General features: G+C 61.9%; 12 protein-coding genes. 7 read left to right on the forward strand and 5 right to left on the reverse strand.

Features of this window, described 5'->3' with window-relative positions; translation table 11 throughout:
• Nucleotides 1-41 precede the first annotated feature (41 nt).
• Together QZ571_RS00610 and QZ571_RS00615 are read right to left on the reverse strand one after the other, a co-directional pair.
• On the reverse strand, nt 42-1,583 hold the full coding sequence (locus QZ571_RS00610; RefSeq protein WP_295530086.1) for an AAA family ATPase: 1,542 nt from the start codon (nt 1,581-1,583) through the stop codon (nt 42-44).
• Between the two features lie 176 nt (nt 1,584-1,759).
• Nucleotides 1,760-3,733 (reverse strand): protein meaA, encoded by a 1,974-nt coding sequence (locus tag QZ571_RS00615; RefSeq protein ID WP_295530089.1) that lies wholly within the window; start codon nt 3,731-3,733, stop codon nt 1,760-1,762.
• A gap of 295 nt (nt 3,734-4,028) precedes the next feature.
• Between QZ571_RS00615 and ccrA the strand changes: the two genes are divergently transcribed.
• The gene (gene ccrA, locus QZ571_RS00620) at nt 4,029-5,321 is read left to right on the forward strand and encodes a crotonyl-CoA carboxylase/reductase (RefSeq protein ID WP_295530093.1); all 1,293 of its coding nucleotides are present in this window, start codon (nt 4,029-4,031) and stop codon (nt 5,319-5,321) included.
• A gap of 84 nt (nt 5,322-5,405) precedes the next feature.
• Here ccrA and QZ571_RS00625 read toward each other — a convergent pair whose 3' ends face one another.
• Nucleotides 5,406-6,776, reverse strand: a complete 1,371-nt coding sequence (locus QZ571_RS00625) for a HAMP domain-containing sensor histidine kinase (RefSeq protein WP_295530096.1) — start codon at nt 6,774-6,776, stop codon at nt 5,406-5,408.
• Complete coding sequence (locus tag QZ571_RS00630) at nt 6,773-7,447, reverse strand: response regulator transcription factor (protein WP_295530099.1); 675 nt, start codon at nt 7,445-7,447, stop codon at nt 6,773-6,775. The genes QZ571_RS00625 and QZ571_RS00630 overlap by 4 nt, the downstream gene beginning before the upstream one ends.
• A gap of 167 nt (nt 7,448-7,614) precedes the next feature.
• Here QZ571_RS00630 and QZ571_RS00635 point away from each other — a divergent pair, with 167 nt between their 5' ends.
• The gene (locus tag QZ571_RS00635) at nt 7,615-8,781 is read left to right on the forward strand and encodes a Do family serine endopeptidase (protein ID WP_295530102.1); all 1,167 of its coding nucleotides are present in this window, start codon (nt 7,615-7,617) and stop codon (nt 8,779-8,781) included.
• 69 nt (nt 8,782-8,850) lie between these two features.
• Here the strand turns inward: QZ571_RS00635 and QZ571_RS00640 are convergent, their stop codons facing one another.
• Nucleotides 8,851-10,476, reverse strand: coding sequence for a glycosyltransferase family 39 protein (locus QZ571_RS00640; protein WP_295530106.1), 1,626 nt, complete (start codon nt 10,474-10,476; stop codon nt 8,851-8,853).
• A gap of 186 nt (nt 10,477-10,662) precedes the next feature.
• Between QZ571_RS00640 and QZ571_RS00645 the strand changes: the two genes are divergently transcribed.
• From QZ571_RS00645 to cydB, 5 genes are all read left to right on the forward strand, one after another.
• Nucleotides 10,663-10,917 (forward strand): YMGG-like glycine zipper-containing protein, encoded by a 255-nt coding sequence (locus QZ571_RS00645; protein WP_295530241.1) that lies wholly within the window; start codon nt 10,663-10,665, stop codon nt 10,915-10,917.
• A gap of 168 nt (nt 10,918-11,085) precedes the next feature.
• The gene (locus QZ571_RS00650; protein ID WP_295530109.1) at nt 11,086-12,768 is read left to right on the forward strand and encodes an ATP-binding cassette domain-containing protein; all 1,683 of its coding nucleotides are present in this window, start codon (nt 11,086-11,088) and stop codon (nt 12,766-12,768) included.
• Nucleotides 12,765-14,426, forward strand: coding sequence for an ATP-binding cassette domain-containing protein (locus QZ571_RS00655; protein WP_295530112.1), 1,662 nt, complete (start codon nt 12,765-12,767; stop codon nt 14,424-14,426). Before QZ571_RS00650 ends, QZ571_RS00655 begins: the two co-directional genes overlap by 4 nt.
• A 226-nt stretch (nt 14,427-14,652) precedes the next feature.
• Nucleotides 14,653-16,257 (forward strand): cytochrome ubiquinol oxidase subunit I, encoded by a 1,605-nt coding sequence (locus QZ571_RS00660; protein WP_295530115.1) that lies wholly within the window; start codon nt 14,653-14,655, stop codon nt 16,255-16,257.
• Nucleotides 16,258-16,261: 4 nt separating this feature from the next.
• A complete protein-coding gene (cydB, locus tag QZ571_RS00665) occupies nt 16,262-17,422 on the forward strand; it encodes a cytochrome d ubiquinol oxidase subunit II (RefSeq protein WP_295530118.1) in 1,161 nt (386 codons plus the stop codon).
• The last annotated feature ends 9 nt before the right edge of the window (nt 17,423-17,431 follow it).

Here is a 17,431-nt window from a genome sequence, read left to right on the forward strand (position 1 = left end):
TTTCATCTAGCCCGAAATACTCTCGCCGAAGGCAGCCCGCATCAATTGCCCTGCGCTTCGACCTGCAACTTAAGCGCACCCCCGCCTTTGGGCAGATCCTCGATCGATAGCGGCCCGGAGGGGCGGGCAAGCCGTGCACGCACCACCCACAGCAGACGGTTTTGCGCCCGCGTGATCGCGACATAGGCCAGTCGCTTCCACAGCGGAATACCCGCCTCGACACGTCCCGCACGATAGGCGGCGTAGATATCGGGGGCAAAGACCTGCACATCTTCCCACTGACTGCCCTGCGCCTTGTGGATCGTCACCGCCGCACCGTGCAAGAACGCCGCCCCCATCCGCGCAGCGTAGGGAATAAAAGGTTCTTCCGCATCGGGCATCTCGATCTTGATAATCGAGGCCGCCGACAATCGCGGTTCCTCCGCTCCCATCACATGCAGCCGCGAAAACCCCGGCTTGGTGCCCGGACCAAGGTAGACCACCTGTGCGCCCTTGATCAGGCCGCGCGCCTCAAGATCAATGCGTTTCTTGCGGTGTTTCACGGGCAGCTCGATCCCGTCACAGACCAGCGGTTCACCGGGCAGCAGCATATCGGCGGGCGCAGAATGGGCGGCGCGAAAGGCATGGATCAAGCGGATGCGCGTGGCATTACGCCAGACCAGCACCGGAGAACGCGCCATCAGATCGCTTTCCACCCGCTCGGCCCAGACCACGCGGTCATCCTTGGCCGCAGCCGCCTCGACCGCGCGCTCAAACGCTTCAAACGTCACGCTTTCATCGCCCAGCATATGCGCCAGATCTAGGATCGGGTTATCCTCGGCCTGCCGGTGAATGCGATGCAGCACGTGCTTTTGTTCATCGGGCAGGCGCTCGAATACCATCTGTCCCGACTGGTTCACCGGTGCCAACTGCGCAGGATCACCAAACAAAACCAACGTGGGAAAAATCTCTTTCAGGTCGTCGAACTGGCGCTCATCCAGCATCGAGGCCTCATCGACAAAGCCAATATCCAGCGGGTCTTCGCGCCGCTTCCAGCCCTTGATGAAATCCGATCCGCGCAGCCCTGCAGACGCCAACGCGCCCGGCACCGATTTCTGCAAATCGTAAAACGCCTTTGCGCGATCCAGCGCCTCTTCGGTCAGGCCGGGGATCTGGAGTTGCGTAATGTCGGGGCGTGATCCCTGCCCCGTCAACCATTCGGCAATACGTTCATATTCCGGGTCGTAGACCGGGGTGTAGAGAATGCGGTGAATGGTGGTGGCAGGCACGCCGCGCGTGCGCAAAACGCTCGCGGCTTTGTTCGTCGGCGCCAAGATCGCCAAGCTGCGCCGCTCGCGCCGCTTTTTGCCCTCGAAATCGCCCGAAACCAGATCAACCCCGGCCGCGTCGAGCGCCTTATACAACTCTGCCAGCAACAAGGTCTTGCCCGACCCCGCCTTGCCAATCACCGAGAGCACGCGATTGCCACCGCCCTCGGGCTGCAAATGGCCCTCTAGAATATCAACGCCCGCAGCCTGCAATGCCTCGGAAACGGCATCCCAGGCTTCGGCCTGATCGTCGGAAAACTGAATTGAACTGCTCATGGCCCGACTTTACGCGCGCCCTTGGGCGGGCGGAAGGGCGAAAGCCTCTGGCTTCGCGCCCAGATTTGATGTGGATGCCTCCGGCGGGGATATTTGGGTCAAGAGGAAGTCCAAAGCATCTTCCTCTTGATCTCAATATCCCACGGGGGTCTGGGGGTGTGAAACCCCCAGCGGTCTCAGGCAGCCGCTTCGGTCGGAGTCGCCAGCGCCACGATATCCATCATGATCCGGTTAAGCTCAAAATCCTTGGGTGTATAAACGCGCGCCACGCCAAAGCCGCGCAATTTAGCAGCATCCTCGTCGGGGATAATGCCGCCAACGACAACCGGGATGTGATCGAGTCCGGCGGCACGCATCCGCTCCATCAGCTCTTCGATCAGCGGCATATGGCTTCCCGACAAGATCGAAAGCCCCACGACATGGGCCTGATCCTCAAGCGCCTTGGCGACGATCTGTTCGGGCGTCAGGCGGATTCCGTCATAGGTGATGTCCATGCCGCAATCGCGGGCGCGGAAGGCGATCTGCTCGGCGCCGTTGGAATGGCCATCAAGGCCGGGCTTGCCGACGAGAAACTTGAGGCGACGGCCCAGTTGCGAGCTGACCGCGTCCACTGCCTCGCGGATCGTGTCGAGGCCTTCGGTTTGGTTCGAGGGGCTGCGCGACACGCCCGTGGGGCCGCGATATTCGCCATGAACCTTGCGCATGATACCGGCCCATTCGCCCGTCGTGGCCCCGGCTTTCGCCGCGGCGATCGAGGCGGGCATGACGTTCTCGCCCGCCTTGGCCGCATCGCGCAGCGCGCCCAGCGCCAGTTGCACCGCACCCTCGTCACGTTCGGCGCGCCAAGCAGTCAGCCGCCCAATCTGATCGGCCTCCATCGCGGGGTCGACCACCATGATCCCGCCATCGCCCGCTGTTAGCGGCGAGGGCTCGCCCTGTTGCCAACGGTTCACGCCGACGACGATGGTTTCCTCGGCCTCAATGCGGTTGATCCGGGCGGCGTTGCTGTCAACCAGACGTGCCTTCATATAATCGATTGCGGCAATCGCGCCGCCCATTGAATCGAGTGTCTCCAGCTCGGCACGCGCGCCGTCCTTGAGCGCCTCGACCTTGGCAGTGACCGCCGGATTGCCCTCAAACAGATCGCCGAATTCCAGCAGGTCCGTCTCATAGGCCATGATCTGTTGCATGCGCAGCGACCATTGCTGATCCCAGGGGCGCGGCAGACCCAGCGCCTCGTTCCAAGCAGGCAGTTGCACGGCGCGGGCGCGGGCATTCTTGCTGAGAGTCACCGCCAGCATCTCGATCAGGATGCGATAGACGTTATTCTCGGGCTGCTGTTCGGTCAGGCCGAGTGAGTTCACCTGCACGCCATAGCGGAAGCGGCGGAACTTGGCGTCTTCGATGCCGTAGCGCTCGCGCGTGATCTCGTCCCACAGCTCGGTAAAGGCGCGCATCTTGCACATCTCGGTGACGAAACGGATACCCGCATTCACGAAGAACGAGATCCGCCCGACCATTTCGGGAAAAGCCTCGGCGGGCACTTTGTTCTTGAGATCATCCAGCACGGCAATCGCGGTGGCCAGCGCGAAGGCCAGCTCTTGTTCGGGCGTCGCGCCCGCCTCTTGCAGGTGATAGGAACACACGTTCATCGGGTTCCATTTCGGCAGATGCTCACGCGTGTAGGCCGCAACATCGGTGATCATCGCAAGGCTGGGCTTGGGCGGGCAGATATAGGTGCCGCGCGACAGGTATTCCTTGACCAGATCGTTTTGCACCGTGCCTTGCAGCGCGCTGACATCGGCGCCCTGTTCCTCGGCCACCGCGATATACAGCGACAGCAACCAAGGCGCGGTCGCGTTGATCGTCATCGAGGTATTCATCTGCTCAAGCGGGATCTGATCGAACAGTGCGCGCATATCGCCCAAGTGACAGACTGGCACGCCGACTTTGCCAACCTCACCCTTGCTGAGGATATGGTCGCTGTCATAGCCGGTCTGGGTCGGCAGATCGAAGGCCACCGACAGCCCGGTCTGCCCCTTGGCAAGGTTTGCGCGATACAGCTCATTCGACTTTTTGGCCGTGGAGTGGCCCGCATAGGTGCGAAACAGCCACGGCTTGTCCTTGGCGGGTTTGGCGTCTTGGGTCATGGCGGGCTCCATCCTCTGGCGAATCTGAGTTGCGCAATATTGTTGCGCCTTGACCCGTCATAGATTGAAGTTTGTGACCCTGTCAATTCGCCGCGCTGCGGCACAACCGGCATTGGCGCTGCAATACCGCGTTTCGCCTGAAACAAGGCACGCGCGCGTGAGGGCGAGTGATCGGCGGGGACATAAAATTACAAAAACCTAACGTCAGGGATTGCAAAGTTGCGCGGGCCTGCGTATCCCTCAGATCGAACCCCGCCCGATTCTGCGGTGCGGCACGACGATACAGGAGAGAGCCATGGCCCTTGATCAACACACCGGGATCGCCCCTTATGACGCCCCTGAAAAGGACCTGTACGAGATCGGTGAAATGCCGCCGCTCGGCTATGTCCCGGCGAAAATGTACGCTTGGGCGATCCGTCAGGACCGTCACGGCGAGCCCGAACAGTCGTTCCAGGTCGAGGTGGTCGACACGTGGCAGATCGACAGCCACGAGGTTCTGGTGCTCGTGATGGCGGCTGGCGTCAACTATAATGGCGTTTGGGCCGGTTTGGGCGTGCCGATTTCGCCCTTTGACGGGCACAAACAGCCCTATCATATCGCGGGCTCGGATGCGTCGGGGATCGTGTGGAAAGTGGGCGACAAGGTCACCCGCTGGAAGGTCGGCGACGAGGTGGTGATCCACTGCAACCAAGACGATGGCGATGACGAGGAATGTAATGGCGGCGATCCGATGTTCTCGCCCAGCCAGCGGATTTGGGGCTATGAGACCAATGACGGCTCATTCTCGCAGTTCACCCGTGTGCAGGCGCAGCAATTGCTGCCCCGCCCCAAGCATCTGACATGGGAGGAAAGCGCGTGCTACACGCTGACGCTGGCCACCGCCTATCGGATGCTGTTTGGCCATGAGCCGCATGATCTCAAGCCCGGCCAGAATGTGCTGGTCTGGGGCGCGTCGGGCGGTCTGGGCAGCTTTGCAATCCAGTTGATCAACGCGGCGGGCGCGAATGCGATTGGCGTGATTTCAGACGAGGACAAACGCGAATTCGTGATGTCACTAGGCGCCAAGGGCGTCATCAACCGCAAGGATTTTACCTGCTGGGGACAACTGCCCAAGGTCAACACGCCCGAATATAACGCCTGGCTCAAAGAGGCGCGCAAATTCGGCAAGGCGATCTGGGAGATCACCGGCAAGGGCGTCAGCGTCGACATGGTGTTCGAACATCCCGGCGAGGCGACCTTCCCGGTCAGTTCGCTGGTGGTGAAAAAGGGTGGCATGGTGGTGATTTGCGCCGGCACCTCGGGGTTCAACTGCACCTTCGACGTGCGCTACATGTGGATGCACCAGAAGCGTCTGCAAGGCAGCCACTTTGCGCATCTCAAGCAAGCAGCTTCGGCCAACCGAATGATGATGGAACGTCGGATCGACCCCTGCATGTCCGAGGTCTTCCCGTGGGCGGATATTCCGCTGGCCCATACCAAGATGCTGCGCAATGAACACAAGCCCGGCAATATGGCAGTGTTGGTGCAAGCGCCCAAGACAGGCCTGCGCACCTTCGAGGATGCGCTCGACGCGGGTCCCAAGCGCTAAACGACTTCTCTTCAGCATGAAACCCGCGCCCCACATGGGCGCGGGTTTTTTGCTGCTTGACCCCATAACCGAAAACGCCCGGGCTTAAGCAGGCCGAAAGCGCAGGGTCACAACAAGACCCGGGTGATTGTCGCCCAAATCCAACTCGGCCTCGTGCAGGCCCGCAACCGCATGAACCAAGGCTAAGCCCAAGCCATTGCCGGGCGTGGTGCGCGAGCGTTCCAGCCGATAAAGCCTGCGCAACACCTGCGCGCGCTCGGGCTCGGGGATGCCGGGGCCATGATCGCGCACACGCAACACGACCGAATTGGCCTCGCGCGCGATCTCGATCGCGATCTGGGGCGCGGGACCGGCGTGGCGGATCGCGTTTTCGATCAGGTTCGAGAGAACCTGCCCCAATAGGCCGCGATCCCCCGTCACGGTGGCGCGCCCCTGCGATGTGTCTTGCAAGACCAGTTTGCCGCCCGCCTCTTCGGCAGGGGCCGCGTAAAGTTCCGCGATGTCACCCGCCAAAGCGCCCAGATCGAGCCGCGTGAAGCGCGCTTTCGGGCTGCCGCCTTCGATCTGCGCGATTTGCAGCAGCGAATGAAACACCGCGACGGCGCGCTCGGATTCATCGCCCGCACGGCAGGCAATCTGATGCGCCTCACTCCCTTCGGGGACCACAGCACGCAACTGCGCCAGCAGCACCGAAATGCGCTGCATCGGGGTCTTGAGGTCATGGGCAATATCCGCCGAGACCTGACGCAGCGCCTCAACCGTCGATTCCTGCGTCTCTGCCATCCGGTTGAGCCGCGTTCCGATGCGCGCCAGATCATCGCCACGCGACAGTTTGATCGCTCTTTGAGGCACCCGCGCGGCCAACCGCCCCTCGGTCAGGTCATCCAGCGTGTCTTCGATCGCGCTGACGCGGCGGCGCGCGCGCATCCCCGCCCAAGTGCCATAGGCGGCTGAAACCAACACCGACGGCACGAAGGAAAAGATCAAAATAGCCAGAAAGGTCGAGGTCAATTCCGCAATCGGCGCACGGCTTTCGCCGATCACCAGAAAGCCTCCGGCAATCGGCATCACCAGCGTAAAATAGCCATGCTGGGACAGCGCCGCATAGTCAGGATCACGCGAAATTAGCCAGTGACCGGAGCTTTGCGACACCTGCACATTGCCAACCTGACGCCCATCCGCCAACACAAACGCAATCGCACGTTCTGCCGGGTCGGCGGCGCGGGCCTCGGCCGAGACGATGACTGACAGGGTTTCGGGGTTGGCAGCGACCTGAAACACCGCAGTTTGCTGCTTGAGATCGGCGCGGATCGCGTCTTCGGTCGAGGAGCGCAGCGCGACATAGGCAAAGCCCAGCGTCACCAGCAAGATCGCAAAGACAAGCCCCATCAACCCAAGCGCCTGACGCAAGGGCGTCGAGGCAAGGATCGCTGCGCGATTGAGCCGCCCCGTCATCCGCCTTCGATCCGGTAGCCAGCGCCGCGCACCGTATGGATCAAGTCGCGCGCGAAGGGCTTGTCGACCTTGTTTCGCAGGCGCGAAATATGGGTCTCAACGACATTGGTCTGGGGATCAAAGTTCAAATCCCACACCCCTTCCAGCAGCATCGTGCGGGTCTGCACCCGCCCCTTGCGGCGCAGCAGAAACTCGAGCAGCGCGAATTCGCGTGGCAACAGGTCGATCTCTTGGCCCGCGCGCGACACCCGGCGCGTTATGAGATCCATTTTCAGATCGCCCGCCTCCAGCACGACCTGTTCGGCCTGCGCTTGAGGGCGACGCGCAAGGGCTGCGAGCCGCGCGGACAGCTCGCCAAAGGCGAAGGGTTTGACAAGATAATCATCGGCGCCCGCATTCAGCCCCTCGATCCGGTCATCCACCCCACCAATCGCAGTCAGAAAGATGATCGGCGTGGCGATCTTGGCTGCGCGCACGGCCCGCACGATCGACAGCCCGTCAAGTTCGGGCAGCATCCGATCAACTATGATCGCATCATATTCGCCCCCAAGCACTTGACTGAGCCCATCACGCCCATTGGCGAGTGCGTCCACCAGATGCCCCTCTTGGCGCAACCCCTGGGCGACATACTCAGCCGTGGTCGCATCGTCTTCGATCAACAATAGCTTCATCGCCCGACCTTCCTTGTATCGCTTGATGTAAATGGCTGCGCCCAAAGCACAAGTCACGCCTTGCTCTCTCAATGGTGAACAGGATTACACCACTGCAATCTTCTTGCAGAGTCCCAGACAGGCTTGGTCCGCTAGAAAGGGTCATCCCTGACACGAAGGAGAGAGAAATGCAGGACATTCGCAAAGCCCCTCTGCTGCGCACCCTGGCCGCGTCGGTCATGATCGGAGCTGGCTCCATTGCGACAACCGGCTTGGTGCTGGCCCCCAATATGGCTGCGGCCGAGGCCTTTACCAACACGGTTGATCTGGTCAAACAAGTCATGCCCGCCGTGGTAACGATCGAGATCAAGAAAAAAGCTGACAATCAGGAGATGGCCCAGATGGGCATGCCTGAAGATTTCCCCTACCAGTTCTTCTCGCGCCGCTTTGGCATTCCGATGCCGAACGGTCAGGGCGATCAAAGTCAGGGCCAAGACCCGATGCCACGGCCAGAGATCACCGGGCTCGGCACTGGGTTCGTCATTGAAAAAGACGGCTATATCGTCACCAACGCACATGTCGTCGACGGGGCCGAAAGCGTGAAGGTCACCTTCCAGGACGGCACGTCTGACGATGCGAAAGTGATCGGCGTGGACAAAGCGACCGACATCGCGCTGATCAAGGTCAACACCAAGAAAGATCTGGCAACGGTCGGTTTTGGCGATTCCGCCAAAGCAGAAGTCGGCGAGCCCGTGGTGGCCATTGGCAACCCCTTCGGCTTGGGCATCTCGGTCTCCGCCGGGATCGTTTCGGCGCTGGGTCGCGATCTGCAATCGGGGCCGTTTGACAACTACATCCAGACCGATGCGGCGATCAACAAAGGCAACTCGGGTGGTCCGCTGTTTGACGCCGAAGGCCAGGTGATCGGGATGAACACGGCCATTCTGTCGCCCACCGGTGGCTCGGTCGGGATCGGGTTCTCGGTGCCCTCGGACACGATCAAAGGCGTGGTTGCTGATCTGCAAAACGTCGGCTCGGTCAAGCGCGGCTTCCTTGGTGTCTCGATCCAACCGGTCAGCGCCGATATCGCGGCGGCTTTGGGTCTCGACAAGCCCGAAGGCGTGTTGGTGGCTGATGTCAGTGACGGCACGCCCGCCCAAAAGGCAGGCCTGAAGCGTGGCGATATTATCGTGGCCGTTGACGGTAAGCCGATGAAAGCGCCGCGCGATCTGACCCGCGCTATCGGGTCTGACAATCCGGGCACGACGGTGCAGCTGTCCTTGCTGCGCGCGAACAAGCCGCTCACTCTCTCCGTCAAACTAGAAGAGCGGCCCTCCGAGAAGTCTGCAGGATAAGCAGAGCCTATCGGTTGCAGCGTCACGCCCGGAGCCTTGCGCTTCGGGCGTGACTATTTTCAGCCTCGGCTATTGCGCCGCGCTGGGTGCTGGGGGCTCTTGAGGTGCCGCGTTCGGAGACGGATTGGCGGGCAGAGCAACCTGATAGATCCGCCAGTCGCGTTGACGGAAATGGCGCTCGGCGATCTGGCCAAGCCCGGACACATCAGGAAGCGCGCCTGGCGCCAACACGATGCCGCCCGGATGCGCGGCCATCCAGCGCCCCAGATCAGCACTATTGCCCAGCACTTGCACCGGCTCCACCAACCGCCCGGCATAGGAAAACTGGCCCGCATAGCCCGTGTCGGTCGTCGCCACCCCATGTTGCGAATGCGCCGCCAGCAGCGCCCCCAGCGGCACCGGGTCATAGATCGGCCACAGGATCGGCCAGACCATTGCCTCGATCGCCACAAGGCTGAGGGGGGCGACCCAAGCCTCGGCGCGCCAGCCCGCATGCGCGCGTAGCACGATCAACGCTGCAAGCGCCAAAATCACCACCCCGACAATCCAGAACAGCCAAGACCCCGTGCCTGTCGGCAAGTCCGGGAAGGCCCCGAACGGCACCGCCGCTGCCGCGATCACCACGCCCAAGCCGGGCAGCAGCCACGCCAGACGCAAGGCGCGCATCCGTGGCTCAGCGGTGGGCACCATCCCCGACAGCAACAGCGCCAGCGCGGGCATTTCCGGCAGCAAGTAATGCGCCTGCTTGCCCGAAATCAGCGAGAACGCAATCAGCGCCGCAATCGCCCAGATGCTGACCATCCGCGTGCCGGGATCGGCCCAAAGGCGGCTTGGTTTCAGCGCCGCCAGCCCGGCCCGACTCCAGCCCCACGGCCAAAGATACAGCGGCAGCAACGCGATAAAGAACCAGACGGGGCGACCATGGGCAAAGCTTTCGACCATCCGGCCCGCGCTTTGCTTCCACAAGATCTGCTCGCGATATTTCGCGCCGCCAAGGATCACCGCAGGGCCGAGCCAGATCAACACAAGCGCCAAGGCAATCACAAAGGCCAAGGCGATGCGGCCATACCAACCGGCAAGCCGAACACGCCCCTCGCGCGCCGCCCATAGCGGCATCAACAGCGCAGCAGGCATCACATGCACCAAAATCACCGGTCCCTTGGCCAGCACCCCAAGCGCCAGTGCAACGCCCATCCCGATCACCGGCCCAAGCCGCAATCCGCCCCGCAACCCCCAGATCGAGAGCATACCGATCAGCGTCGCGGCGCTGAGCATCGTGTCAAACATCGTGGTCGAGCCATAGAGCAGGAACATCCCCGACGTCGCGAGGATCAGCGCCGCCAGACCGCCGCGCTCGGGCGCATCTGGCCAAAGCGCGCGCGCCAGACGGGCGACCAGATAGACCGACAGCAACCCGAAAGCAGGCGCCACCAACCGCGCCGCCCATTCGCTTTGCCCAAAGGCCATCCAGGCAAGGTTCACCAGCCAGAACAGCAGCGGCGGCTTATGCGAATAAATCTCGCCGTTCAGATGGGGGACAAATTTCGAGCCGCCCTGCCACATCTCCCAAGCGACGGTCAGATAACGCGTCTCGTCGATCGCCATCAAAGGGCGCATCATCATCAAGACCGTCGCAAATAGCGCAAATGTCACCAGCGCACCGATTAACGTCACACGCCCGGGATTGGAGGTCATTGGCAAAGCTCCTCTGGCTGGCCTCAATTCTCAGCTCTGCTTGACGCAACTATAGTGCCCGCTGTCAAGCCCGCGACCGCGTGCGGCTCTATGATGCGGGTGCCAGAAATAGTTGGGAACCAAGTAGGTCACTCGACGTTAGTCAAATAATTACGTCCTAACCGGAGAGACACTTCCATGAAGAAAATGCTTCTCATTCTGCCGCTCGTTACCGGCCTTGCTGCCTGCCAAACGACCCCTCAAAATCAATCCGCCGCGACTGGCGCTGCGGCTGGTGCTGTTTTGGGGGCGGCTGTGTCTAAAGATGGCGATCGTATTAAGGGCGCGGCCCTTGGTGCCGCCGCTGGCGGCGTCGCGGGAGCACTCATCGGGCAAGCGAACCAACCCGGTCAGTGCCGATATCGTGATGCTTACGGGCGCGAGTATATCGCCCCCTGCTGATCCTTCCTCGTTTTCGAGACTGGTAACCCTCGAAAACACCGCTCGGGCCCTGCGCCCGGGCGGTTTTTCGTATGTCAGACCCTTGCGCTGTCCTTGCGCCGATTGTCGCAGGGCCATTGCCCCGCCCCCTGCAGCCCGCTATCTGGCGAACCAAGCGCAGGAAACGAAATGACGGAAACCACCCCACAAACGCCAAAGCAGATCCTTTCGCGCGTGGCCGCCCCGCAGGCGCGCCGCCTGAAGGCCGCAGGTTGGTTGTCGGTTTTGGCGGCGCTGATCTGGCCGGTACAGGCGACTTTGGTTGGGCTTGTGCTGGGGGATTTGGTGGCACCGGGCGTCTCACCGCAGCTTTCGCCGCTGATGGGCGCGGCCGGGTTCATCGCCCTTGCGCTTGTGCGCATCGTGCTGGACTGGATGGCGCTGAAGCTGAGCGCAGATGCCGCCGAGGCGATCCTGACCGAGGCCCGCAAGCGCCTGATCGAACATGCCATCTTACAATCCACCGGGGCGGCGGCGCTTTCGCCCTCGCAGACCGCTTCGCTGATGGCGGAAAAGCTGGCAGCCCTTGGCCCTTGGGCGACGCGCTATCAACCCACCTTCATTCGCGCGCGCATTGTGCCGCTTGCGTTCATCCTGATCGCGCTGACGCAAAGCTGGGCCGTGGCTGTGATCTTATTGCTTGCCGGGCCCCTGATCCCGCTGTTCATGGCGCTGGTGGGGATGGCTGCGCAAGAGGCTTCCGAGCGTCAGATGGTCGAGATCGGCGCGCTCAACAAGCTGCTGATCGACCGGATCGCCGCAATCACCGACCTACGACTTTTGGGGGGCGAGGCGCGTTCGCGCGCCGATCTCGAGGTCAAGACCGAAGACCTGCGCACCCGCACAATGGCGGTGCTGCGCGTGGCGTTTTTGTCCTCGACCGTGTTGGAACTGTTCGCTGCGATTGGCGTGGCCATGGTTGCCGTTTATGTCGGCTTTTCCCTGATTGGCTGGATGCATTTTGGCACTTGGGGCACGCAGATGACCCCGGCCACCGGGATTTTCCTGCTCATGATCGCGCCCGAATTCTTTCAGCCATTGCGCGATCTGGCAGCCGCTTGGCATGACCGCGCTGCCGCGTTGGCCGTGGCGGGTGAGTTGGACACCGCCGAAACTGAGATCGCGAAAGCCAGCAAAATGTTGGGTCAAGGTGGCGCAGGGCGGCCCTTGGCAAGCGGCACGCTGCGCTGGTCCGGGCTACAGATCCGCCCTGCCCAAGGCGCCGCGCCAATTGCGATGCCCGATGGCGTGATCGAACCCGGTGAGGCGGTGGCAATCACAGGCGTTTCGGGGGCCGGAAAAACCACGCTTTTGACCACGTTGGCCGGGCTGATCGTGCCCGAGGCGGGTGAAATCACGCTGGGCGGCACGCGGCTAGAGGATGCCAGCGCCGATGATTGGCGCGCCGCTTTGGGGTGGATTCCTCAAACCCCGCGCTTTGCCGATATGACGCTGCGCCAGTTGATCACGCTGGGTCAGGAAGGCGATATCGACGCAGCCCTTGAAGCGGCGGCGGCGGGCGAGATCGTGGCGTCTCTGCCCGAGGGGCTGGAGACGCGGCTTGGCGATATGGGCGGGGGTGTTTCGGGTGGCGAGGCGCGTCGCTTGCTGATCGCGCGCGCGCATTTCGCCCATCGCCCCTTGCTGTTGGCCGATGAGCCCACCGCCGATCTGGACCCAGACACCGCCGCCAAGGTCATCGCCGGACTGATCGGCCTACGCGCACAGGGCATGACTTTGATTATCGCCAGCCACGACCCCGCCATGGTGGGCGCTCTGGACCGCGCCATTGCGCTGGAGGCTGCGACATGAAGGTGCTTTTGACCTTGATCGAGCGCCTTATCGCGCAGCAAAAGACAGCCTTCACGCGCGGTCTCGCCCTGTCCTTTCTGGTGCTTGCGATGGGGGCGGCCCTGTTGGGCCTGTCGGGGTGGTTCGTGACGGCGGCCGCAGTGGCAGGGGTCACCGGGCTGGGGCTTGGGTTTGATTTCTTCCAGCCCTCGGCCGGGGTGCGCGGGCTGGCGCTGGGGCGGGCGGTTGCGCGCTACGGCGAGCGGGTGTTGACCCATGACGCGACCCTGCGTGCCCTGGCCGATCTGCGGCTGGCGTTGATGGATGGTGTCTCACGCCGACCGCATGAGGATCAGGCGAAACTGCGCGGCGCCGAAGCGCTGAACCGGATCACCTCGGACGTTGATGCGCTGGACGGGTTGCTGCTGCGCCTTGCGCTGCCGTTCTTGGCGGGTGGCATGGTGCAACTGTCCGCGCTGTTGATGTTGTGGTGGCTTGAGGGGCTTCCGATTGGCTTGGCGGTCTTCGCGATTTATCTGATCGGCGGCGGTGGTGGGCTGATCTGGGTGGCGCGGGCCGCGCGATCCGATGCGCGCGCGGCGGAAACCGCGCTGCAGGCGATCCGCAGCCATGCGCTGGAATTGATGCGCGGGCGGGCTGATCTGGCGGTAGCGGGTGCGTTGCGCTCGCAAAGCGCGCAGATTTTGGCCCAGATCGACGCCGAAGCGATTGCCCGGCGCAATCTTGAGGCCTTGGATCGCCGCGTCGGCGCGGTGATCAGCGCGACCGCGGCCTTGGCGGGGGCTGCTGCCTTGGCCATCGGTGGTCAGATGGCGGCGGCAGGGCAAATCACGCCTGCGCGCGCCGCAATCGGTCTGTTTGTCGCGCTGGCATTGGCGGAATCGCTGATGCTACTGCGCCGGGGAATGGCCGAGATCGGGCGGATGCAAGAGGCTGGCGCGCGGGTTCTGGACCTCAGCGACACGCCTGCGCGCCCCGATGCCACGACCCAGCCCCTCCCGGTCCCTGATGCGCCGCTCTTGCGTGCGAAAGGGCTCAGCTTCACGCGCCCCGGCGCACAGGCTCCGGTGTTTGAGGGGCTCAATTTCGATCTGCATCCGGGCGAGACGCTGTTTTTAACTGGACCGTCGGGGGCAGGAAAATCGACCGCGCTGGCGGTGCTGGCGGGGCTGCTAGCGCCCAGCGCTGGCACGCTTGAGATGTGCGGCGTCGCGATGGCGCAATGGCCCGAGGCCGATTTGCGCGCGCATCTGACGATGGTGGCCCAACGCAGCCAGTTGATTGGCGGCATGGTGGCCGAAAACCTCGCACTGGCTTTACCGCAAGGGAAATTGCTGCCCGAGGACGAAGCGCGTGCCGCTTTGCACGCGGTTGACCTTGATGAGGTGATCGAGGCGCGCGGCGGGTTTGCAGCACTTTTGGGCGAAGGTGGGGCCGGGCTTTCGGGCGGTCAGGCCAAACGCCTGTCGCTCGCACGCGCCGCTTTGCGCCGCCCGGAAATCTTGCTGCTTGATGAGCCGACAGAGGGGCTGGATGCACCAACAGCCGCCGCGACTTTGGCGGGCCTGCGCCGCCTTTTGCCCGACTCAGGTATCATCATCGTCTCGCATCGCAATCACGATCTCGTCTTCGCAAGCCGTGAAATTGCGCTGAAATGACGCGGATCTGCGACGCTAAGTCGCGGAATAGCTGAGGCAAATTGTCCATCACAACTGTTCACAGGTGCGTGCGACAATGCGTCAATTTGATCTGCCTCAAGGAGAAGCGCAGAGCCGTCCCTAGAAGGTGCATCCAGGAATAACATTTCTGGAAGACTCGGCATTCCCCGAGTCGACGTAAGGACTCGGGTTATGCTCGGGTGCAAGTAGGGAACGGAGAACGAGAATGGATATCGGGATCGTTGACCTGTCACGGCTGCAATTCGCTATGACTGTCATGTATCACTTCCTCTTCGTGCCGCTCACGCTTGGTCTATCGATCATCGTGGCGATCATGGAGACGGTCTATGTAATGACCAACCGCCCCATCTGGCGGCAAATGACAAAATTCTGGGGCACACTGTTTGGCATCAACTTCGTGCTGGGCGTAGCGACCGGGATTACGATGGAATTCCAGTTCGGCATGAACTGGAGCTACTATAGCCACTATGTGGGCGACATCTTTGGCGCACCGCTGGCCATTGAGGGGCTGATGGCCTTCTTTATGGAAGCAACCTTTGTCGGGTTGATGTTCTTTGGTTGGGACAAGTTGAGCCCGGTCAAGCACATGGTCGTGACATGGTTGGTCGCCCTCGGGTCGAACTTTTCGGCGCTGTGGATTTTGATCGCCAATGGCTGGATGCAAAACCCCGTCGGGGCCGCGTTCAACCCGCTGACGATGCGCATGGAAATGACCTCGTTCTTCGACGTTGTGTTCAACCCAGTCGCACAGGCAAAGTTCGTTCATACCGTTTCGGCGGGCTATGTGACGGCGGCCGTGTTCGTGATGGGCGTTTCAAGCTGGTACATGCTGAAAGGTCGCCATTTCGAACTGGCGCGCCGTTCGATCGCAGTCGCGGCGGCCTTTGGTTTGGCCTCGGCTTTGTCGGTTGTCGTTCTGGGCGATGAGTCGGGCTATGAGACCACCCACAACCAGAAAATGAAGCTCGCCGCGATGGAAGCTATGTGGAACACGGAACCCGCACCCGCCTCGTTTACGCTGTTTGGTATCCCCGATCAGCAGGCGCGCGAAACCAAGTATGCAGTGCATATTCCGTGGGCGATGGGCTTGATCGGCACGCGCTCACTGACGGGGCAGATCGAAGGCATCAACCAGTTGGTCAAAGGCTCGGAAGAGCGGATCAAAAGGGGCATTATCGCCTATGACGATCTGCTCAAGATCCGCGAAGCCAAGGGTGATGTCAGCCCCGAGGTCAAAGCGCAGTTCAACGAAAATGTCGGCGATCTGGGCTATGCCTATCTGCTGATGCGCTACGTCGATGACCCGCGCAACGCAACGCCGGCACAGATACAGCAGGCGGCGAATGATACGGTGCCAACCGTTTGGCCGATCTTCTGGTCGTTCCGCATCATGGTGGCACTTGGTTTCTCATTCATCGCGGTGATGGCCTATTTCTTCTTCGTCTCGAACTGGAGAGGCATGCAATACCCGCGTTGGGCATTGCGCGCGGCGGTCTGGATCATTCCCACCCCGTGGATTGCTGCGGAATTGGGCTGGTTCACTGCCGAATTCGGGCGTCAGCCCTGGACGGTGGACGGGGTGCTGCCCACGGCGCTATCGGTGAGTCACCTGTCGGTCGGCGATCTGTTGGTCACGTTGGCAGGCTTCATCGCCCTCTACACAGTGCTCTTCATCATCGAAATGGGCTTGATGGTCAAATTCATCAAAAAGGGCCCCTATCAGGACGTGGAACTGACGCAAGACTGGCAGCAGCGGCATGAAGACCGTCTGTCGGGTCGCAGTTCCCCCGTCACCATGCCAGCGGAGTAAGAAAATGATTCTTTCCGAACTAATCAGCCTTGATGTGCTGCGCGTGATCTGGTGGCTCTTGCTGGGTGTGTTGTTGATCGGCTTCGCGCTGACCGATGGCTTTGACCTGGGTGTGGGCGCGTTGCTCCCTTTCGTTGGGAAAACCGACACTGAACGTCGTGTAGCGATCAATACGGTCGGCCCGGTCTGGGAGGGCAACCAAGTGTGGTTCATTCTCGGCGGCGGTGCGATCTTTGCCGCTTGGCCGCCGCTCTACGCGGTCAGCTTCTCGGGTTTCTATCTGGCGATGTTCGCGATTCTTGCCGCGCTCATCCTGCGGCCCGTGGCGTTCAAATACCGCTCCAAGCGTGACGGCCACGCTTGGCGCAACGGCTGGGACTGGGCGCTGTTCGTCGGTGGAGCGGTGCCTGCTCTGATCTTCGGCGTGGCAGTGGGCAACGTGCTGCAAGGCGTGCCCTTCCAGTTGAACGATATGTTGATGCCGCTCTATCCGGGCAACTTCTTCATCAAGTTCATCTCGCTGCTCAACCCGTTTGCCCTGCTCGCCGGGGTCGTCTCGATTTCGATGCTGATGATGCACGGCGCGGCATGGCTCACGCTGAAAACCGAAGGTCCTGTGCAGTTTCGCGCACGGGCAATCGGATCGGTGGCGGGGATGGTGGCCTTTGTCACCTATATCCTCGCAGGTGTCTGGCTTGCCTTTGGGATCAAGGGCTACACGATCACGTCGGTCGTGCCCGATAACGGCCCGTCCAACCCGCTATTCTCGACCGTTGAACACGGTGGCAGCTGGTTGTCGGCCTATTCGGATCGCCCGTGGATCGCGATTGCACCGATCCTTGGCCTGCTGGGCATCGCGCTGGCCACGATGGGGCTGCGTGCGGGTCGCGAAGGCTCGACACTGCTACTGTCGAAACTGGGTATCTTTGGGGTGATTTCATCGGTCGGATTGACGATGTTCCCGTTCATTCTGCCCAGCTCGATTCAACCCGATGCATCGCTCACTGTCTGGGACGCGTCGTCCTCGCAGCAAACGCTGTTCGTCATGCTCGTCGTTACGGTCATCTTCATGCCGCTCATTCTCGCCTACACTGCCTGGGTCTATAAGGTTCTGTGGGGCAAGGTGACGGCCGAAGAGGTCGAAAGCGACAGCCATTCCTACTGAGAGGAGACC

Source organism: uncultured Thioclava sp., assembly GCF_913064665.1.
GTDB classification, from domain to species: Bacteria; Pseudomonadota; Alphaproteobacteria; order Rhodobacterales; family Rhodobacteraceae; genus Thioclava; species Thioclava arctica.